The 20,317-nt window shown below is 39.8% G+C and carries 16 protein-coding genes and 1 pseudogene; 13 read left to right on the top strand and 4 right to left on the bottom strand.

The window, feature by feature from the left end:
* Positions 1-31: 31 nt before the first annotated feature.
* Positions 32-1,126 (bottom strand): ROK family transcriptional regulator, encoded by a 1,095-nt coding sequence (locus DRZ93_RS00085; RefSeq protein ID WP_113745426.1) that lies wholly within the window; start codon positions 1,124-1,126, stop codon positions 32-34.
* A 640-nt stretch (positions 1,127-1,766) separates the two neighbouring features.
* Here DRZ93_RS00085 and DRZ93_RS00080 point away from each other — a divergent pair.
* Genes DRZ93_RS00080 through DRZ93_RS00060 form a run of 5 tightly spaced genes read left to right on the top strand, consistent with a single transcriptional unit; the run spans position 1,767 to position 7,890 of the window.
* The gene (locus DRZ93_RS00080) at positions 1,767-2,804 is read left to right on the top strand and encodes an NAD(P)-dependent alcohol dehydrogenase (RefSeq protein ID WP_113745425.1); all 1,038 of its coding nucleotides are present in this window, start codon (positions 1,767-1,769) and stop codon (positions 2,802-2,804) included.
* A 3-nt stretch (positions 2,805-2,807) separates the two neighbouring features.
* Positions 2,808-4,310, top strand: coding sequence for a xylulokinase (xylB, locus tag DRZ93_RS00075; RefSeq protein ID WP_113745424.1), 1,503 nt, complete (start codon positions 2,808-2,810; stop codon positions 4,308-4,310).
* On the top strand, positions 4,307-5,803 hold the full coding sequence (locus tag DRZ93_RS00070; RefSeq protein WP_113745423.1) for a sugar ABC transporter ATP-binding protein: 1,497 nt from the start codon (positions 4,307-4,309) through the stop codon (positions 5,801-5,803). Before xylB ends, DRZ93_RS00070 begins: the two co-directional genes overlap by 4 nt.
* 38 nt (positions 5,804-5,841) lie before the next feature.
* Positions 5,842-6,864, top strand: a complete 1,023-nt coding sequence (locus DRZ93_RS00065) for an ABC transporter permease (RefSeq protein WP_113745422.1) — start codon at positions 5,842-5,844, stop codon at positions 6,862-6,864.
* A gap of 27 nt (positions 6,865-6,891) precedes the next feature.
* Positions 6,892-7,890 carry a substrate-binding domain-containing protein gene (locus DRZ93_RS00060; RefSeq protein ID WP_113745421.1) on the top strand — a complete coding sequence of 333 codons (999 nt, stop codon included), beginning with the start codon at positions 6,892-6,894 and terminating at the stop codon, positions 7,888-7,890.
* Positions 7,891-7,982: 92 nt separating this feature from the next.
* On the opposite strand, the pseudogene DRZ93_RS13940 reads toward DRZ93_RS00060, so the two are convergent.
* Positions 7,983-8,120, bottom strand: a pseudogene (locus tag DRZ93_RS13940) (hypothetical protein); the annotation flags it as partial.
* A gap of 709 nt (positions 8,121-8,829) precedes the next feature.
* On the opposite strand from DRZ93_RS13940, the gene DRZ93_RS00055 reads away from it, so the two are divergent.
* The 8 genes from DRZ93_RS00055 to DRZ93_RS00015 all read left to right on the top strand — a co-directional run bounded on the left by DRZ93_RS00055 (position 8,830) and on the right by DRZ93_RS00015 (position 17,663).
* Positions 8,830-9,504 (top strand): class II aldolase/adducin family protein, encoded by a 675-nt coding sequence (locus tag DRZ93_RS00055; RefSeq protein ID WP_113745420.1) that lies wholly within the window; start codon positions 8,830-8,832, stop codon positions 9,502-9,504.
* Between the two features lie 23 nt (positions 9,505-9,527).
* Positions 9,528-10,616, top strand: a complete 1,089-nt coding sequence (locus tag DRZ93_RS00050) for a sugar ABC transporter substrate-binding protein (RefSeq protein ID WP_113743214.1) — start codon at positions 9,528-9,530, stop codon at positions 10,614-10,616.
* Between the two features lie 17 nt (positions 10,617-10,633).
* Entirely contained in the window at positions 10,634-12,148 is a 1,515-nt protein-coding gene (locus DRZ93_RS00045; RefSeq protein WP_172457970.1) for a sugar ABC transporter ATP-binding protein, read from the top strand.
* Between the two features lies 1 nt (position 12,149).
* On the top strand, positions 12,150-13,169 hold the full coding sequence (locus DRZ93_RS00040; RefSeq protein ID WP_113743213.1) for an ABC transporter permease: 1,020 nt from the start codon (positions 12,150-12,152) through the stop codon (positions 13,167-13,169).
* 19 nt (positions 13,170-13,188) lie between these two features.
* A complete protein-coding gene (mtnK, locus tag DRZ93_RS00035; RefSeq protein WP_113745419.1) occupies positions 13,189-14,415 on the top strand; it encodes an S-methyl-5-thioribose kinase in 1,227 nt (408 codons plus the stop codon).
* Between the two features lie 12 nt (positions 14,416-14,427).
* A complete protein-coding gene (gene mtnA, locus DRZ93_RS00030) occupies positions 14,428-15,510 on the top strand; it encodes an S-methyl-5-thioribose-1-phosphate isomerase (RefSeq protein ID WP_113743211.1) in 1,083 nt (360 codons plus the stop codon).
* Between the two features lie 63 nt (positions 15,511-15,573).
* Positions 15,574-16,647: an extracellular solute-binding protein gene (locus tag DRZ93_RS00025; protein WP_172457969.1), complete on the top strand. Its 1,074-nt coding sequence runs from the start codon at positions 15,574-15,576 to the stop codon at positions 16,645-16,647.
* Between the two features lie 293 nt (positions 16,648-16,940).
* Positions 16,941-17,663 (top strand): GntR family transcriptional regulator, encoded by a 723-nt coding sequence (locus tag DRZ93_RS00015; protein ID WP_113745416.1) that lies wholly within the window; start codon positions 16,941-16,943, stop codon positions 17,661-17,663.
* 332 nt (positions 17,664-17,995) lie between these two features.
* On the opposite strand, the gene DRZ93_RS00010 is transcribed toward DRZ93_RS00015, so the two are convergent.
* Both DRZ93_RS00010 and DRZ93_RS00005 read right to left on the bottom strand, forming a co-directional pair.
* Positions 17,996-18,463 carry a hypothetical protein gene (locus tag DRZ93_RS00010; RefSeq protein WP_113745415.1) on the bottom strand — a complete coding sequence of 156 codons (468 nt, stop codon included), beginning with the start codon at positions 18,461-18,463 and terminating at the stop codon, positions 17,996-17,998.
* A complete protein-coding gene (locus DRZ93_RS00005; RefSeq protein ID WP_113745414.1) occupies positions 18,411-20,099 on the bottom strand; it encodes a 1-acyl-sn-glycerol-3-phosphate acyltransferase in 1,689 nt (562 codons plus the stop codon). The genes DRZ93_RS00010 and DRZ93_RS00005 overlap by 53 nt, the downstream gene beginning before the upstream one ends.
* Positions 20,100-20,317: the final 218 nt, after the last annotated feature.

Below are 20,317 nucleotides of genomic sequence, written 5' to 3'. Positions count from 1 at the left end.
TAAAAACAGCCATTTTTAGAGCACTCATATACTAAAGATTTTTTATATGCTTTTTTCTGGCCGCAAAAGCTGCACCAAAAGCAGCAGGTTGCTCAAATATAGTTGGCTTTAAAAAGATGTTGTCTATAGGATATGATGCAATTCTCATAATCTCATTTTGTAAAATATCAAGCCTGTCATAGAGGTGAGGACCAATAGTGCCACCCAAAATGATTTTGACATCCAAGGCGTTGTTTAGATTATTTATCAGAATTGCAAGATACTTAATATATCGGTTATAACTTTCAAGTCTATTTAAACTAGGATTAGTGTTTAAATTTATAAAAAATTCTTCGATATTTTTATCTATACCAGAAAGTAACGCACTTTCATTTAAATATGGATCAACACATCCTTCCTTTCCGCAATAGCATAGTCTTCCGTTAGGAACCAAGGTTAAATGTCCAACCTCACCAGTTCTATTGTTAAGACCTTCCATCAGTCTACCTAGAACTACAATTCCACTTCCTACAGTTTTGGCTAGAGATAGATAAATAAAGCTGGCAGCATTGCTATAAGTACTAGTTTCTGCAATAGCTCCTGCGTTTGAGTCGTTAATTAAAAAAAGATCATGCTCATCTATCTTTAAAAACTCACCCAAATCCACAAAATCGAGCTTTAATGCATGGGATTGAGCCTCCATAGGAGGATTAATAATTCCTGCAGGAATGCTGATACCGAGACCTCTATTGATCGAAATATTTGACTTTAGATCAATAACTTTATTTTTGAAACATTTAAATTCAGCTATTAGCTTGGAGAAGTATTTTTCCTTAAATTCAAAGACCTCATTTATGGATTCCATATGTACTATGTTGTTACAAAAGTCGATTGCACAAAAAACATATGACTCTTTTTTGATGTCGATGCCTAAGGAGATAATATGATCTGGGTTGAATGTTAACTTAGTTGCCTTTTTACCTCCAGTAGAGAGCATTTTGCCATCAGCAATTATCACTCCTCGATCTGTCAGCTCTTTTGTATATGAAATAGCCGTTGGTAAAGAGATTCCATATTTGTTGGCAATTTCTGGATTAGATGTGAAGCCATGCCTCGTAATTAGGGTGCAGATAAGTCTAGGGAACACTTAAACTCTTTGCTTACAGTTTTTTCTCTATAAATGGTCCCTTTGACTTTTTTATGATTTTTTTTTGATGTTGTCGGCTTCACAGTGACCTCTGACCTTGTTGAAAATACAATGTTAATTTTGTTTATGCGTATTTACTGTTAAACTCGCCAGCATCGAAATGAATCAATCCTTATATGACCGTTTCGTTGCAGCAACTCCAATACTATTCTGTAGGTTAAGAGCTAGTAGGTATCTTAACAGTACAAAGAGATTTTTTAAATCGTATATTTATTGTTTACTAAAGTATCTTATTAGTAAAATATTTTACTAATTGATAGAAAATCTCTTTGGAATGATGTTTTAAGCAAAAAAATCAATCTTTGTAAAAATTACAATTTAGATTCTAATGAAATCTTATTAATAGTGTATTTTATTATTATAAATATGATGTATATCACATAAAAATACCAGTAATTAGAAATAAATTTTATCATTCTGCTTGATTCAAATAAGATATTGATCACTTTTTGCCGGTTTATAGTTAAAAATTTTCTAAATTTTTGTGAGAAATATCAAATTTAGGCGTTCATAGTAATTGTTTTTAGTTATAAATAGAACAGGAAAAGTTCATTAATAAAATTATTTTAGGAAGTGCCTTATGAAAGCTTTAGTTTTAGAACACACAAAGCAGATTGCAGTAAAGGATGTTCCAGCTCCTGCAGTTGTTGGTGATAATGATGTCAAAATTAAAATCAATACCGTAGGTATATGCGGTAGTGATTGTCACTATTACCAATACGGAAAAATAGGATCCTTTGTCGTAGAGAAGCCAATGGTATTAGGTCATGAAGCTTCAGGAACAATTGTTGAGATTGGAAATAACGTTAAAAATCTAAAAGTTGGAGATAGGGTTTGTATGGAGCCTGGCATTCCAAATATGTCATCCATTCAAACACTATCTGGTTTTTATAATTTAGATCCTGAAGTAAGATTCTGGGCCACTCCTCCAATTGATGGATGTCTGTGCGAAACTGTTGTGCACCCTGCAGCTTTTACATTTAAGCTTCCAGATAACGTGTCCTATGCTGAAGGCGCAATGGTTGAGCCATTGGCTATAGGTATGCAGGCAGCAACTAAAGCTGAAATTAAGCCAGGTGATATTGGTTTAGTTTACGGTGCCGGCACTATAGGCATTCTCACAGCACTTGCAGCGCTTTCTGGAGGATGTTCAGATGTGATCATCTGTGATTTATTCGATGAAAAACTCGCTATAGCAAAACAGTATCCTGGTCTTCACCCAATAAATAGTAAGAATAAAGAAGAATTAGCAGCTAAGGTTTGTGAGTTAACATCTGGCATGGGTGTTAATGTTGCATTTGAATGTACAGGTGCTGCTCCTGTAATTTTAAATGTAACAGAGCATGTAGCTCCTAGCGGTACCGTTGTTCTTGTCGGTATGCCAATAGAACCTACACCATTTGATATTGTTGCAGCACAGGCAAAAGAAATAACCTTCAAAACCATTTTCAGATACGCAAATATGTATCCAAAAACTATTGCTTTATTGGCTTCTGGAAAACTTGATGTCAAACCGCTTATTTCTGCGAGATTCAAGTTTGATGACGTAGTAGATGCTTATGAAAGAGCTGCCGAAGGTCGTGCTACAGATGTCAAGATTGTTATAGAGATGGAGTAAAAGATGTCATACTTTACAGGAATTGATTGTGGTACACAAAGCACCAAAGTTGTAATAGTTGATACCGACACTCACAAGATTATTGGAGAGGGTAGTGCAGCTCACGACTTGATAGCTGACCACAATGGAAAACGCGAGCAAGAGGCTGAGTGGTGGATCGAGGCTTTAGTAAGTTCATTTAAACAGGCATTAAATCAGGCACAGATATCAGGAAAAGATATAAAGGGCATTGGTGTTTCTGGTCAGCAGCATGGATTTGTGCCTGTTGATAAAAATGGCAAAGTGATCTGTCCTGTAAAGTTATGGTGTGATACTTCCACCGCAAAAGAAAATCAGGAAATAATAGATGCTTTAGGAGGAACTAAGGCCTGCATTGAAAAGCTAGGAATAGTTCCTCAAACGGGATATACAGTATCAAAGATTTTAAATCTTAAGAAAAACAATAAGGAATTATATGAGCAGTTAGATAGCATCATGCTACCTCACGATTATATAAATTTCTATTTGACAGGGAATAAAGTCGCAGAATATGGAGACGCTTCTGGAACAGGCTTGTTAAATGTCAAAACAAAAAGTTACTCAAAAGAAGTAATTGATTCAATAGACAACTCAGGAAAGCTTGAGTCTTGCTTAAACACTCTTATTGATTCAACACAGATTGTTGGTACAGTAAGACCAGAAGTTGCAAAATTACTCGGCGTTACAACTGAGACAGTTGTATCTTCCGGTGGTGGTGACAATATGATGTCTGCCATTGGAACAGGAAATATCAAGACAGGCATTATAACCATGAGTCTTGGTACTTCAGGTACTCTGTTTACATATGCCGATAATGTAAATAAGATCACAGACGGGCAGATTGCAAACTTTTGTTCATCAACAAATGGCTATCTGCCATTAATCTGCACAATGAATGTAACATCTGCAACATCGATAGTACAGAATTTACTGGAAACTAATTTAGATGATTTTAATCATTATCTGCAGAGCACTCAACCGGGCGCTAATGGCCTGACTTTTTTACCATTCTTTAATGGAGAAAGAATTCCTGCTCTGCCAAATGCCAAGGCAAGTCTATATAACATTGACGCAACTAACTTTACAAATGCCAATTTATGTGTAGCTGCTACTGAAGGTGCTACATTTGGTTTGCGCTATGCAATTGATCTGTTTAGAAAACAGGGTATTGCAGTAAATCAGATTAGATTGACAGGTGGAGGTTCCAAGAGTCAGGCATGGAGAGAGATCGTCTCTAATACAGTTAACTCACCAGTTGTGTGCTTAACAAATAGTGAAGCTGCATCCTTAGGCGCTGCAATTCAGGTAATTTGGGCAAGCTCAGAGCATGCTACACAAAGCTCACTTATATCTCTTTGCAATGATTATGTTGGTTTAGATGCATCGACACAATATACACCAGATACCAGTAAAGTGTCTCTTTATGAAGAGGCTTATCAGCGTTACTTAGAGATTTTAAAATCAGCTTATCCTCAGGTACAAATATGACAATAGAAGTTAAAGATATCTTGTTGCATGTTGATGGCGTACAAAAGTCTTTTGGACAGGTACAAGCATTAAAGGAAGCCTTTTTCACCTTAAAAAGAGGCTCTATACATGCATTATGTGGAGGAAACGGTGCTGGAAAATCCACATTTTTAAGCATACTTATGGGCTTTATCTTACCAGATGCAGGCAATATTTATCTTAGAGGCAAGCAGGTTAATTTTAAACATCCTGGTGATGCCATAGATGCAGGAATAGCTATTGTGCAGCAAGAGCTTAGTGCTATTCCTGATTTAACAGTAGCTGAAAACATCTGGTTGGGAAGAGAGCCTAATAAAAATGGTTTTATAGACTTTAAGAAACTCAATCAGATGACTGACGAGTTGATGGAGAGCTTGCACTTTAATATTAAGTCAACATCCACAATGCGTTCTTTAAGTGTAGCAGAGCAACAACTTGTTGAAATTGCCAAGGCACTGTCACATGCAGATGCTGATGTGATTATTATGGATGAGCCTACATCAGCTATTGGCGAGGAAGACGCTCAAAAGATTTTTGAAGTAATCAAAATGCTGGCTGCAAAAGGAAAGGGCATTATTTACGTTTCACACAGACTCTCAGAGATATTTCAGATAGCAGACACATATACTGTGTTCAGAGATGGCCGCTATGTTACAGATGGCATGATTAAAGATCTCACAAGAGAAAAGCTCATTGAGCATATCATTGGAGGTGAATTAAAGAGCGAGTTTGAAAAGTTTAATAAGCCAACTGATGAAGTGATTTTAGAGGTAAAGAATTTAACCTGGAAAAAGAAAGTTAAAAATATATCTCTAAACCTCAAAAAAGGGGAGATTCTTGGCATTTACGGTCTTGTCGGATCTGGAAGAAGTGAGTTTTTAGACACAATCTTTGGTATTAAGCATGCTACTTCTGGAACAGTAGAAATAGATGGAAACGAGCTTAAATTAAAGCACGAGCCAAGCGACTCAATCAAAGCCGGCATAGCTTATGTTACAGAGGACCGAAAGGAGACAGGCCTGGTTCTGTGTAGATCAATATGTGAAAACATCAATATTGCTTCATTTACTGATATCAGTAAAAGCTCATTTGTTAATGAGAATAAAGAGTTAAGACGCGCTGACGATATGATTCGGTTATTTAATGTGAAAACACCAAATGCAGCTGAGATAGTTGGCAATTTATCTGGAGGTAACCAACAAAAAGTTGTATTGGGTCGATGGGCTTTAACCAATCCACTTGTTTTACTTTTAGATGAACCAACTCGAGGTATTGATGTTGGCGCTAAAAAGGAAATCTACAAGTTTATGTCAGAGCTTGCACTAGAAGGAAAGGGTATCATTATGGTTTCTTCAGAATTACCTGAAATTATTGGTATGAGTGACAGAATCATCGTATTTAAAGATGGTGAGTTTGTTGGAGAAGTTGATGCCAAAGAGGCAAGCCAGGCTAGTCTCATGAAGTTAGCCGTTTAGTTATTATGTATTGATTTTATATAAAAGGAACTCTCGATATGGATCTAGCACACAAAAAGGGACCATTTGGTCTGAGTAAAGATACTTTAAGAAAATCTGGAATTATTCTTGCGTTCATTGGTCTGTGCATAATTGTGTCAATCATCGGCCAAATTCAGGTAGCAAGAGGTGAGTGGGATAATAATTACTTCTTAAGCTACGACAACATGCTTATTATTCTTCGACAGATCTCAATCAATGGCATATTAGCAATTGGTATGACGTTTGTAATTATTACAGCAGGTGTTGATCTGTCTGTAGGCTCTGTACTTGCTTTGGCAGGTATTGTTGCAGCAAGATTTGCTACAAGTAATTCGGGTTTAAAAATTGGAGATACAACAGATGCTGTTCTGTTGCCTTTCTTAATTGCATTAGCAATAGGTACTGTTTGTGGCTATGTAAATGGTGCAATTTTAAGTAAGTATAGAATTCAGCCATTTATTGTCACTATGGGTATGTTATCTGCAGCTAGAGGTTTAACCCTGCTTACAACAGGAGGCAACCCAGTATCTCAGCTAAATAGTGATTTTAGATGGATCGGTAATGGATATATGGCTGGAATTCCTGTCCCAGTTGTAATTTATCTATTAATTTTTATTCTGTCATGGATTCTATTATATAAAACAACTTTTGGTCGCTATGTCTTTGCTGTAGGTGGCAATGAAAAGAGCGCAAGAACATCAGGTATAAATATCGTAAGAATTAAAGTGTTGGTTTATACATTGTCTGGCGCTTTGGCAGGTATTGCGGGTCTCATTTTAACAGCAAGAACTGGATCAGCTCAGACTAATGCAGGTAATGCTTATGAGTTAGACGCAATTGCTGCAGTAGTTATCGGTGGCACAAGTATGACTGGTGGTATAGGTACACTTGCAGGAACATTCTTCGGTGTACTGATTATAGGCGTTATGAACAACAGTTTAGATTTGTTAGGTGTTCCATCCTATTATCAGCAAGTTATTAAGGGCGCCTTGATTGTTATAGCAGTATTACTTGATCCTTCACGTAAATCAAAAGAATAATCTTTTAAAACTATAGGAGTTTTATTTATGAAAAAACTAGCTTTATCTGTTGCTTTAGCTTCAGCCTTATTTGCATCAACATCAGCAATGGCACAGCAGCCTGTAAAAATATCTGTTTTGATGTATGGTATGAAGGCAGAGTTTGTGCAATTAATGGAAAGATATGGTAAAGAGCACCCTGCAGTTACTTCTGGAGTTGCTGAGCTGACATTTTATGATGGACGTTACGACCCAATGGTTCAAAATAACCAGGCAGAAACTGCAATTCAGACTAAGACAAATGCCATTATTGTAAACCCTCTTGATTTTGAGGCAAATATTGATGTAGCAACTATGGCTAATGAAGCAGGAATTCCTGTAGTTGTAACAAATGCTAGACTTAACACCGAAGATATAACAGCAGAGGTTGTTTCTGATGATGTTAAGGGCGGCTACATGGAGGCTAAGGCTGTTTTAGGTAAATTAAAGTGTAAAGGCAACGTTGTTATTATTGAAGGACCGAAGGGTGGTTCAGGAGAAATTCAGCGTGGTCAGGGCAATGATACAGCTATTGCTGAGTGCGGTGAAGGCGCAGTGAAAGTTTTAGAAAGAAAGACAGCAAACTGGAGCCGTGCAGAAGCTATGGTCTTAATGGAGAACTGGTTACAGAAACATCGTGGTAAAATTGATGGAGTCATTGCACAGAATGATGAAATGGCTTTAGGTGCAATTGAAGCTATCAAGGGTGCAGGTTTAAATCCTAAAGATTTTGCTATTGCAGGTATTGATGGTGTATCTGATGCAATTAGAGCAGTACAGGAAGGTGAGATGGTATCTATTCTGCAGGATGCTAAAGCTCAAATGCATGGCTCTATAGATGTAGCTTTAAGAGCTGTAATTGGTCCAGAGTATAAGCCAATGTCAGATATTTGGGCACAGTATGAGCCTGAATTAAAATGGGAAGATGGTCAGTTAAAGCACTATATGATTCCATGGACTGTTGTAAGCACAGAAAATGCTCAGGCTTTACTTGATGCACGTAAATAAGAAATATTAATATAGACCTTAACTTGAGTGATAGAGGTAGGCATATGCCTACCTTTTATACTGCTCCTAGTTTTAAAGTATCTTCATAGACTTCAGTGTATTATACATTGTGTGGTATAGCATCTTAATTGGGTATGGTTAACAATTATCCTGCTGTTTATGAATAATTCGAACTTATATGGTGTAATTTTTATTTCTACAAATTTGTGGATATATTTATATGGTACAGAGTATCTATTCCCTCCCTATTAAATCTTTGATGTAAGTTCACTTGTCGCAGATTTTCATTTGTTCTTAAACAGATCCTTTACTATCACTTTAGCGTCTCAATTATCTTGAACCTGATTTTTATAACTATCCACAACCTCCAACAGTTAAGTGTAATACGCTTTATGTGTCTTACTTATAGTAAATAACGGAGCTTTGCTTCCATTAGACAGTAGATTAAGGTCTGAATTAGAATTTAAATGTGTTTTAATCTATGATTGCCGTCCGAGTTTTTGGTGGATTCTAAGGCAATGTATTTAACTCATTTGATTAAGTAGTGTTCACTGGAAGCAACTTTTAATGATTCGACCAAACCTGCATACGCTTTTGTCTATGAAATAGTCATGCCAAAGGTCTTTATGAGGCTGTTTTAGCCCCCCCCCCCCCCCCTTATAAAATACAGCATAAGTCACAAAATTTTAGTGAAATTGTGACGGATAAACAAAAGTCAATTAATAGTTAACTTGATAAATTTACATTTAATAACAATAGGTTATTTCAATATTACAACGTATTCCATATTCTGATTTTATTGTAAAAAATATCAAACAGGTCACAAAAAAATGCACACTTTTTACCATACATTTTAAGGCTGTCACGAAAATGTACATAGTTTATAGACATTATAATGAATATTATCTATATAAATTATAAAAGACGGAGGTTTGAGTTATGTTAGATTCATATAAGAATGAAGTTTTAGTTTGTTCACAAAATGCCGAAAGATCTGGTCTTTGCAAACACAGATCAGGTAATTTTAGCGTCAGGGTTCCAGATTCAGACTTAATCTGTATTACAGCATCTGGCTTTGATCGCATGCGTATGACCGAAAGAGATATTGTAGTCATGGATCTTGAAGGTCGTGTGGTTGAGGCTCTGACCAATTTAAAACCTACAAGTGAGGCTCTTATGCACATTGCCATATATAAAGACAGACAGGATGTGCATGCTATAGCCCATACCCACTCAACAACTGCAACTGCCTTTAGCGTTTTAAACAAGCCAATTCCGGCCATTATCTATGAGCTGTCACTGCTCAACTGCAAAGATGGCAACACCATACCTGTTGCAAAATACGGTCGTCCTGGCACCAAGGAGCTTGCTGATAACGTAATTGAGGCACTAAAGGACAGTGATGTGGCTCTTATGCAGCAGCATGGAACCATTGCTGTACATCAGGATTCTCTGCATGAGGCTGTACTGCGCTGTGAGTACATGGAGGAGCTTGCCCGCATGTATCTGACAACACTTACAGTTTTAGGTCCAGGACGTGAACCTCCTGTTGTTCCTCAAAGTGAACTGCAGAAGTGGGAATATCCAAAGGAAATCATTTTACCTTCAAAATAATCACTAACCAATGTGAGGTGTATATGAAAATTAAACAAACATTACTGGCTGTAGCATTTGGAGCCGCCGCTGTTTCTGCTTCACTGCCTGTTATGGCAGCCGACGTTAACGGCAAGGAAATTAAAATTGCCGTAGTTAGAAACTTAGCTGCAGGCGATCATACTCAGCAGTTCCTGGCAGGCTGTGTCAGCGAGGGCAAAAAGTTTGGCTACAAGGTTGATACATTCGTAACCGACGGTGTTGACTCAAGAGCGCAGGAAACTACAGCTCAGGTTATCTCAAAAGGCTATGACGGCATTATTCTGTCACACGGTCAGCTTTCATACTCCTACGATCTGTTAAAGCCAGCCGTTGACAAAGGCATTAAGGTTGTAACTTTCGATACCATGCCATTTAAAGGCGGCGATCCAAAAGGTGAGCTGTTACCTACAGTAACCTCAACTGCCCAGGATGACTATGCATTAGCCGAGCTCTCATTAGGTCAGATGATGGCTGACTTTGAGGCCAAGGGCGGCAAATACCCAATGAAAGTATTAAAGACCTTCATGGGCCCAGGTGTTCCACCTCTTGACAGACGTAACACTATATACACTAAGCTTGAGAAAGAAGGCAAAATAAAGACTGTCTACACTATCTCTCCATCAGATCCAGCTAATGCCCGTGGTGACGTAACCACCAAGACAGCAGCAATTCTGCCAACTCTAAGACCAGGCAAAGTAGATGCAATCTGGGGCTGCTATGATGAGCTTGCCAAGGGCGTACTGCAGGCCTTAAACGATGCCAACCGCACTGATATGCCTATGTACACCATCGACATCTCAAACGATGACATTCAGCTTATGGTCAGAAATCCAAAAGTCTGGATCTCATCTGCAGCTGTAGATCCAAAACTCATCGGTGTAGTTAATATGCGTCTTATGGCTATGAAGCTCAACAACATTCAGACTCCTGACTATTTCAACCTTGAGGCTAAGAACATTAAGACATCTGAATTAAATGAGGGTGTCACAATGGAGAATCTTGTACAAATAGTTGAAGGCTGGGGCAATGCCGATGATCCAGTTAAGGCTCTAAATACACCAGAGATTCAGAAACTCTATGTAAACAAGTAATATATTAAGGGGAACTCATGACCGTGGATAAATTTCACTTAAGCATGAAAAATATCGAGATCGAGTTCCCCGGTATTAAAGCTCTCAAAGGCGTAGACTTTAATACCGAGGGAGGAGTGATTCATGCTCTTGTAGGTGCCAACGGCGCCGGTAAATCAACACTGATGAGTGTGCTATCTGGCAGATACACACACTATACAGGAGAGATCAGTATCAACGGTCAGAACGTTGAGATACGCTCTGCCTCAGATGCCAAAAAGCTAGGACTTGAGATTGTATATCAGGAGGTGGACACAGCCCTGATACCTTATCTGTCCGTAGCTGAAAATGTCATGTTTAACAATATGGTAAACAGCATGACAGGATCTGTTGTATCCTGGAGTGAGATCAAGCGTGTCGCCAAAGAGCAGCTGGACAAGCTCAACATCACCCTTGATTTAAATGCGCATGTTGATACTCTGACCCTCGCTCAAAAGCAGATGGTTTTAATTGCAAGATGCCTTGCATCAAACTGTCGTCTTTTAATTCTTGATGAGCCTACCGCTCCTTTATCTAATACTGAAACCAAAGAACTCTTTAGAGTTGTAAGAGATTTATCCTCAAAAGGCCTGGCCATTATCTTTATATCCCATAGACTGGCCGAGCTTTATGAGATCTGCTCACAGATTACAGTTATGCGTGATGGAGCTAATGTCTGCTCCTATCCATTAACCAAAGAGATTGAGCAGAATACTATTGTCGAGCAGATGCTTGGACGTAGCTACAGTGATGCCTATCAGAAAATGGATATCAAATTAGGCAAGGAGCTGCTACGCGTTGAGCATTTAAGCGAAAGGGAAAATGCCGTACAGGATATCAACCTTTATGTAAGAGAAGGTGAGATTGTAGGCATTGCAGGTCTTGTAGGCGCCGGTAAAACTGAGCTGTGTAAAACACTCTTTGGAGCCATGCAGGCCAGAGAAGGAACCATTACCCTAGAGGGTAAAAAGGTTGACTGCTCTACCCCATATCATGCCGTACAGAACGGTTTTGCCCTCGTGCCTGAAGAGAGACGTAAAGAGGGTGTACTTATCACCGACAGCGTCTATGAAAATATATCCATTGCCGCCATTGACAGCGTGTGCAATGCCGCCAAGGTTGTAAGCGTCAGAAAACAGAAGGCTGTAGCTGACAGATATATTGAAGATCTGGGTATTAAAACACCGTCTAATGACAAGGTGGTAGCACTGCTCTCAGGTGGTAATCAGCAAAAGGTGGTGCTAGCCAAATGGTTAAACTCCAAGGCCAAGGTCTATATCTTTGATGAACCAACCAAGGGTATTGACGTAGGTGCCAAGCAGGATATGTATGTGCTGATTGAAAAGCTGGCCGCCTCTGGATGCGGAGCCATCTATGCCACATGCGAGTTTAACGAGATTTTAAGCATTTGCGACCGTATCTATGTTATGTACGACGGTCAGATTGTAAAAGAACTTTTACCTAAAGAAACTAGTGAAAAAGAGCTGTTGTTCTATTGCACAGGAGGCAGATAACATGATTGCAAAAACAATTGAACAAAATCAAAAAGAAGATCTGATAAGACAGTGCGTAGACTTCTGCATGAAGTGGGGCACCATTATAGTCACTGTGCTGGTGTTCATATTCTTCACCTTTGCCACATGGGATAGTGAGTATAATGAAAGTCTGTTTTTAACAGCAGATAACATGATTACCATCCTGCGCTCCATATCTATTATGGCCATTATTGCCATAGGCATTACCTTCTCACTGGCTGTAAACGGTATGGATCTGGCTGTAGGATCAACTGCCAATCTGGCTGATACCTTTGTTATGACTATGTTTGTCTGGTACGGCCTGTCAGTTGGTATGTCTATCACTCTGACCATTTTAGTCTGTCTGTGTGTAACTCTTGTTAACACCTTCCTCATCATCAAGATGAAGATACCAGATATGATTGCCACCTTAGCTGTTATGTTCATGCTGCAGGGTGTTGCTCTGACCTATTCAAACGGCGGCGCTATCACCGAGCGTATGATGCTGCCAGACGGAACTCAGGCTCCAGGTCTTGTACCTCCATTCTTCCGCGAGTTTGGTATTGAGCCATATCTGATTATTATCATGATTGCAGTGGTAGGCTTTGCATGGTTCTTCTTAAACTTCACCAAGTACGGCAGATTCATGTATGCCATCGGCGGTAATCCTGAGGCAGCCCGTCTGTCAGGTATTCCTGTCAACAGATATAAGTTTTTAGCCTATCTGCTCTCTGCCGCTTTTGCAGCCATCGGCGGTATCTGCCTTGCAGCACGTGTAGGTACTGCTCAGGTTGGTGCAGGTGATACCTTCTTAATGCCGGCAGTTGCCGCAGCCTTTATCGGTTACTCAATTGCTGGTGCAGGCAAACCAAATGCCTTTGGTACCCTGGTAGGTGCTGTTCTCATCGGTATTCTGGAAAATGGTCTTATTATGATGGCTGTACCTTACTATGCCATGAATATTATCAAGGGTCTGGTTCTGGCTGGTGCTCTGGCCATTACATACTCAGTTAAAAAATAAAAATGTAAAAGGAGTGATTATGTCTTTATATGATACTTATTTCCTAATGAAAGCTGATGATGTTGCAGCCTATGTTTTAAACAAACTGCCAGATTTCTTTGCACCTGATGCCAAACTCACCTGCAAGGAAATCGGTGATGGCAACCTAAATTACGTGTTCAGAGTTACAGATGAAAATTCTGGCAAAACCATTATTGTAAAGCAGGCTGCAGAAGAGCTACGTATTTCCAAGGAAATTAAAATTTCAACTGACAGAGGTCGTATCGAGTCTGAGATTTTAGGCATACAGGGTGATATCTGCCCTGGTATGGTACCTAAGGTATATCTATATGATGGTGTTATGTGCGCCTTCATCATGGAGGATATGATTGGCCACTATATGATGCGTACAGCCTTATGCGAGCACAAAATATTTCCAAAGTTTGCAGATCAGTGCTCCACCTTCCTGGCAAGAACACTGCTTCTGACCTCTGATATTGTAGATGAGCACAAGCATAAGAAGGAGCAGGTACGCCGTTTTATCAATCCTCAAATCTGCGAGATTACAGAGGATCTGGTCTACTCAGAGCCATACCTTAACTACAATGATAGAAACAATGTGTTTTCACCAAATCTTGAGTTTGTGCAAAAGGAGCTCTACAGCGACAAGGCTCTGCACCTTGAGGTGGCCAAGCTTAAATTTGAGTTTATGAACAATGCCCAGTCATTAATTCATGGTGATCTGCACACAGGCTCTATTTTCATCAACGAAGAGCACTCATTCTTCTTTGACTGTGAATTTGCCTGCTATGCTCCTATGTCCTATGACATAGGCAATATCATGGCCAATCTGTTCTTTGCCTGGGCCAATGGTGATGCCACCATTGAAGATCCTGTGCACAAAGAGAAATTCTGCACCTGGTGTATTGAAACCATAGAGCAGATTCTAGATGGCTTTAAGGTTAAATTCAGCCAGCTTTATCAGGCCCATGCAACAGATCATATGGCCAAATGCAAAGGCTTTTTAGATTTCTACCTGCAAAGAGTGATTGAGGATACAGCAGGTGTTGTAGGTTTAGAGCTTATTCGTCGTACCGTAGGTATGGCCAATGTTAAGGATATAACCTCAATCAAGGATGAAAAGGCCAGAACAAGAGCAGAGCGTATTATCATAACCTACGCCAAGAACTGTATTTTAAACAGAAGCTCATTCTCCACAGGATTTGATTTTGTCTGCGCCATGAACAAGGCTATAGCTAAATTTTAGAGGATTGAAAATATGTCAATTTTAGATTACGCAACAGTAAGTCTTGATGATGAGAAAAAAGCACTGGTGATTATTGATCAGACTCTGCTGCCAAATGAAACCAAGATTTTACATTTAACCGAGCAAAAGGATATATGGCAGGCAATTTATGAGCTCAAAGTGCGCGGAGCTCCTGCTATTGGTGACGCTGCGGCCATTGGCATCTATCTTGCCGCCTGTGAGATCTTTAAGAGCAAAAAGGATTTTGACTCTTTCTATGCAGATTTTGTCAAAGCCAAAGATTATCTAGACTCTGCCCGTCCGACAGCTGTAAATCTGTCATGGGCACTAAAGCGCATGGACAAGGTGGTACAGGATAATAAAACCCTGGCCGTAGATAAGATTGTTGAGCTTTTGAAAAAAGAGGCTCAGGCTATTGTAGATGAGGATATCTGGATCTGCCGTAACATAGGTGAGTACGGTGTTACCCTGATTAAAGACGGCGATGGTCTCTTAACTCACTGCAATGCAGGTCAGCTTGCCACAGCCAAATATGGCACAGCCACTGCTCCTATGTATATAGCTCATGAAAAGGGCATGAAAATCAAGGTATTTTCAGATGAGACCAGACCTTTACTGCAAGGTGCCCGTCTTACTGCCTATGAGCTGCACAGTGCCGGTATTGATGTTACTTCAATCTGCGACAGCGCCGCTCCTACAGTAATGCGCAACGGCTGGGTACAGGCAGTCTTTGTAGGCTGTGACCGCGTAGCTGCCAACGGCGATTTTGCCAATAAGATTGGCACATCAGCTGTAGCTCTGGCTGCCAAGCGCTTTGGCATCCCATTTTATGTGTGTGCACCAACCTCAACTATAGATCTTGGCACCAAATCAGGCAGCGAGATTGTAATTGAGGAGCGTGATGGCAAAGAGGTATCACATATGTGGTATGAAAAGCCAATGATTGCAGATGGAGTGAAAATCTACAATCCTGCCTTTGACGTAACAGACCATGATCTGGTAACGGGCTTTGTGACCGAATATGGCATAGTCAAAGCTCCGTTTGAACAGGGACTTGCGGAAGTTGTCAAAAAGGCTGATAGCAAAGACAAGTAAATAGAAATCATAAAAGGATCTGCCATGTTTGACAGATCCTTTTGTTTTAAGCGGATAGATAAGATGACACAATGTATAAAAATACTGGCTGTTGCAGATCCGGCCGTTTTTGCCTTTGATGATGAAAAGCTTGATATATTCAGTGCCTTTTCCCACAAAGTTGTCTTTGAGATGCACCCATGGAGTGAATATACAAAGCTTCTGCAGCTGTCACTCTCTGGCTCTGGAGGCTATGACATAGTCATGTTCCCAGGTCACCTGTTTTTAAAGGATCTGGTTGATAACAAACAGCTAAGCCCACTTGATTTTAATGCAGATAAATTGCGCATGGGTCTTGCCTATGACATAAAAATGCATGACAGACTCTATGCCTTTCCTGCCTTTTATGACGGACACATTATTGTCTTTAAAAAGGGAGTAAGCGCAAGGCTTGATGCTTATGACAATAAAATCATAGAGCCAGATACTTTTATCAAGCTTGCCACAGAAGATTTTAAGGGCGCCTTTAGTGTCAAAGCCGCGGCCTCTGAGATCTTCACTGACGCTCTGCCATTTTTACGCTATACACATAATGGCACAATACAGGATATCTACACACAAGATGGCCTTATTGAAAAAGCAGATGCTTTTACACAGCGTCTTGCAGCCTACTGCTCGTTAAAAGACAGCGCGCTGCCAGGTACAGACAAATTTGGCAATGAAGAGGTGGCATCTGCCCTTATCAAAGATGAGGCACAGCTTATTATAACCTGGTCAGGACAGCTGGGACTAATTGACAGACAGATGCCTTTAGATGAGGGGTATGGCTTTGCCACGCTCTCTACAGCCTGGAATGTAGCCTGGAATTTTGGACTTTTAGAGTCTTCTTGTAACAAAGAGATCTGTCATGAGCTTTTTGACTATCTGTGCTGCAGTGATATAGATAAAAAGTGTGCCTTATACTCAGGTACGCCTCTGTACAAGGATACAGTCTTGACAGACCATGGAGCAAGGCTCTTGATCTGCTGCTTGAGCATGCCAAACCTCTGCCTTTTGCTGACAGCTCACCTGCTAAAAACGGTCTTTTATATGAGTACATATACAAAGCCTATACAGGACAGATGGATGCTACACAGGCTCTGTCAGAGGCCTTTTTAAAGATTGGTGCTATGGAGAGGTCATAGGCTTAACTTCTTGATTTGAGGCTTTAATTATTGTCATGTTGATCAATAGTTGTGCAGATTGATATATTTTGTACATAAATGCATAGTCAGTATAGATCTTATAAAAAAAGTTAATATAATTCAGTAATTTGTTAAAATTTATAAGACTTTTGCATATAAGATTAGCCTTAATTGACAGCGCAGGATTAGAGCCTCTATTTGTTTGACTAGATATGGCGATGTATAAGTCTTGGTGCATCAGTGTGCCTTAATGTGTGAGAATAGACTATGAGCTCTGATATTTCTGAAAATACATCATTATATGCTGTAGTTTACTACGAGATAAAAAAGAAAATTGAGCTTGGAGAGTATGTGTCCGGACAGAAGCTTCCAACTGAAAGGGAGCTTGCCAATATGTTCGGAGTCAGTCTCATAACAATAAGAAGAGCTATTCAGGAGCTAACTGACGAGGGCTTTATCATCAAGGTGCAGGGACGTGGCACCTTTGTTGAGCATCAGAAGCTGCAAAGATGCATAGACAGAGATTTTCAGATTTTAGGTTTTACCATAACCTGTCAGCTCAACGGTGTTAAAGCTTCAACACAGATACTCAATAGAGGTATAGCTGGAGCTAACAGCAAGGTCAGCAGGGCTCTTGGTGTTGATATAAAAAGTCCTACTATTTATCTTGAGCGTGTGTGTCTTGCAGATAATGTACCAATCATGCTTGAAAAGGGCTGGTTTTTACCTGAATTTGATTTTATGAAAGATGAGGAGCTTGAAAACAGCTCTATTATTAAAACTCTTGCATCTCATGGCGTGTATATTGATTCGGCAAGTGACAATATAATAGAGGTGGGCAGGGCTGACGCCATAGTTTCACGCTCGTTAAAGCTAGGCAAGGGCGAGCCTATTTTTATCATAAGTTCAGTTTTAAATGATAAAAGTGGCAGAAAAATCTACCTGTCAGTTGAGTATATTGCAGGCAACCGCTTTAGATTGAAACTATAGAACACCAATGCAACTAAAATTTTAAAATATGACTTAAAAAGAGTTTTATCCTGAATCTGTAAAACTCTTATCATCTATAAGTTATCCTACCATATTCTCAATTGGCCTCTGATAGTACCAATATGTTTAGAGATTATACCTCGCTAGTTGTTTGTTATGCTGCTCGTAAAGAGTTTTAACCTCTCTTGCCGGCAGTAAAGGTTCAGCAGCGCGGGCAAGTTTATCCACCTTAGATGAATTTTTTCTTTAAAGTACCATCCTCAAGAATTGTAAAGTAATTATGACGGATCAGTGTTTCTGTCAGAATCTTAAACATAATCGGATCTGCAAATTCAGGAGAATTTTGATACATCAGATGGCAGGGATTTGGCTGATTCAATGCATCTGGCAATAAATGTATCAATGTTGATTGTGCCATCATCCATCTGCTTTAGAGTTGCTACACCCACAAGATAGCGTACCAATGATGGTCTTATGCTTCTTGAGAGAATTAAAAACTCACTAAAGCCATCACCTGATATATACAGCATCTTGTCATTTTCTGTGATGTAGCCAAGCTTTATAAAAGTATCTATGTAAACCTCTATAAGGCTATCAAGAGACTGCTCTGAGACAGGAGCATAGAGCTCATGGCGCAGGAAATAAAAGAGAGATCTTGTATGTATATTGACGTCTTTTCTTAGAATATGACCATGACGTATTAGGATGTTGGCTACTAAAGCCGGCAGGGCAAACAGATGCAGAATATTATTTCTGAAAATACATAAGCTGCATGGTCTGACCGTTTGACGGACGCACAAACTTGAGATCTCCTACATCATAGGTATGGAATTTATTTAATTCAAGAGCCTGACGGATGAGAGTATTTACGTTAAGATCCTGTGGCAGTGATTTGTGACGGGCCGGATCGCATTTTAAGACCTCAAGGAACAGATTGATACAGCGGCGCAGAACATTCATGCTGACAGTTCTGTCTTCATCGTGAATCAGAGCTAAGGCGCACAGATTGATACCATTTACTGTTGCAGAATCATTTAATTTTATAATGATCTCACGTGAGAGGAGATTTACTGTTGAGTGCAGCCAGTCAGGACGTCTTAGTCCTGTAGGATCGATATCATCTTTCCATGTAGGCACATGATTTTGTAAAAACTTTGGAACAATAATTGGCTCGCCAAAAGTTACATAGCCACGTCCGTAGTAGCGCAGGCGTTTGAAGATACCAAGCAGATCCCAGGCACTTTCTTTTTGCTTTTTAATACCACCAAGCTCTCTCATGTATGAGCCAACTTCCATAACATGCTCATAACCAAGATAGGTAGGCACAAAGGCTATAGGTCTTTCTATGCCACGAAGCTGTGCTTGTACAGTCATGGAGACCATACCTGTTCGTGGAGGCAGGGTTCTGCCTGTACGTGAACGTCCTCCCTCAATGAAAAATTCTGTGGCATAGCCTCTTTCAAAGAGAATAAGCAGATATTCTCTGAACATGGCTGTATAGAATTTATCACCCTTCATCTTGCGACGTATGAAGTATGAACCGCAGCGGCGGATCAAAGGGCCTACAGGGAAAAAGTTTAAATTGTCACCAGATGCTACCTGTGGCAGAGGCAGGCCTTCATGGAAAATAACAAATGACAGCAGAATATAGTCCATGTGACTTCTGTGACATGGAATATAGATTATTTCATGACCGCTTTGTACCAGATCTCTTACTCTTTGAGCACCACGTATGGTCTGACCGTGATAGATGCGATGCCATAACAGGGATATAACTGAATTAATAAATTTCAAAAGAGGATATCTGGTATCAGCTACCATGACTTTGAAGATGTGCAGGGCAGTATGCTCAAGCTCTTCATAGCTTTTTCCGCTTCTTGTCATCTCCTCCCTGATGGCAACCACTGTGCCAGGACGCTTTAAAAGCTCCTGTATAAGTACTCTTCTGTTAGGAAAAGCCTTGCCTACAACAGCACGGGCCTTTTTTAAAAAGTACAGCGCAAGTCGTCTATTGATAATGGCCCAGTTCTTATTGACCATCTTGTGTTTAAGAGCCCTGGCTGATATTGGATCAATAAGAATGGTACAGTTGTCGCGTCCTGCAAAGGTTAGTGTCAGAAACTTGCGCCATGATGGAGTAGGTGCATCCACACCGCGGATGGCAAGTCCTTCATAACTTGGGTTTCTTGACCATAAAATAGTAACAGGAATGATCTGTATGTCCTCATCTCCCTCAAGTACATTAACCCATTCCTGAAAACGTATGGAGGCATCTACAATATGAGCCTTGGATCCAAAGAGACTTGGGCGCCTTAGATAGGCTGTACGATGCAGTTTTTTTCCATGCAGATACAGAGGTTCAAAAGGGGATGGCAGGCCAAGACTGTTGGTAAGACGCTCAAGAGTTAACATATTGCCAAGAGATGATGAGACCATAGCATAGACTATAGGCTTGCTCTTCGATATTAAGACTCTTTAATGGCTCAAACGGTACAGGATTACAATTGGCAGTAAGCCTGATTGGCCAGTAGAAAAAGTAGCGCAGAAATTTATTTACTATAGACATGGCTCATCTCTTTATCTCATCACGTCTTAATTATAGTTTCTAAATATATAAATGGGGATTTTTCATTCTAAAAAGTGGCTTTTGAATT

Origin of the sequence: Anaerobiospirillum thomasii, from assembly GCF_900445255.1 — a bacterium.
Taxonomy (GTDB): domain Bacteria; phylum Pseudomonadota; class Gammaproteobacteria; order Enterobacterales; family Succinivibrionaceae; genus Anaerobiospirillum_A; species Anaerobiospirillum_A thomasii.
This window is presented reverse-complemented; position numbering and strand designations above follow the sequence as displayed.

Bases quoted from the DNA above. Each gene is read 5' to 3' on its own strand.
- DRZ93_RS00080 (WP_113745425.1), top strand. From the start codon at position 1,767: ATGAAAGCTTTAGTTTTAGAACACACAAAGCAGATTGCAGTAAAGGAT.
- xylB (WP_113745424.1), top strand. From the start codon at position 2,808: ATGTCATACTTTACAGGAATTGATTGTGGTACACAAAGCACCAAAGTT.
- DRZ93_RS00070 (WP_113745423.1), top strand. From the start codon at position 4,307: ATGACAATAGAAGTTAAAGATATCTTGTTGCATGTTGATGGCGTACAA.
- DRZ93_RS00065 (WP_113745422.1), top strand. From the start codon at position 5,842: ATGGATCTAGCACACAAAAAGGGACCATTTGGTCTGAGTAAAGATACT.
- DRZ93_RS00060 (WP_113745421.1), top strand. From the start codon at position 6,892: ATGAAAAAACTAGCTTTATCTGTTGCTTTAGCTTCAGCCTTATTTGCA.
- DRZ93_RS00055 (WP_113745420.1), top strand. From the start codon at position 8,830: ATGTTAGATTCATATAAGAATGAAGTTTTAGTTTGTTCACAAAATGCC.
- DRZ93_RS00050 (WP_113743214.1), top strand. From the start codon at position 9,528: ATGAAAATTAAACAAACATTACTGGCTGTAGCATTTGGAGCCGCCGCT.
- DRZ93_RS00045 (WP_172457970.1), top strand. From the start codon at position 10,634: ATGACCGTGGATAAATTTCACTTAAGCATGAAAAATATCGAGATCGAG.
- DRZ93_RS00040 (WP_113743213.1), top strand. From the start codon at position 12,150: ATGATTGCAAAAACAATTGAACAAAATCAAAAAGAAGATCTGATAAGA.
- mtnK (WP_113745419.1), top strand. From the start codon at position 13,189: ATGTCTTTATATGATACTTATTTCCTAATGAAAGCTGATGATGTTGCA.
- mtnA (WP_113743211.1), top strand. From the start codon at position 14,428: ATGTCAATTTTAGATTACGCAACAGTAAGTCTTGATGATGAGAAAAAA.
- DRZ93_RS00025 (WP_172457969.1), top strand. From the start codon at position 15,574: ATGACACAATGTATAAAAATACTGGCTGTTGCAGATCCGGCCGTTTTT.
- DRZ93_RS00015 (WP_113745416.1), top strand. From the start codon at position 16,941: ATGAGCTCTGATATTTCTGAAAATACATCATTATATGCTGTAGTTTAC.
- DRZ93_RS00005 (WP_113745414.1), bottom strand. From the start codon at position 20,099: ATGGTCTCATCATCTCTTGGCAATATGTTAACTCTTGAGCGTCTTACC.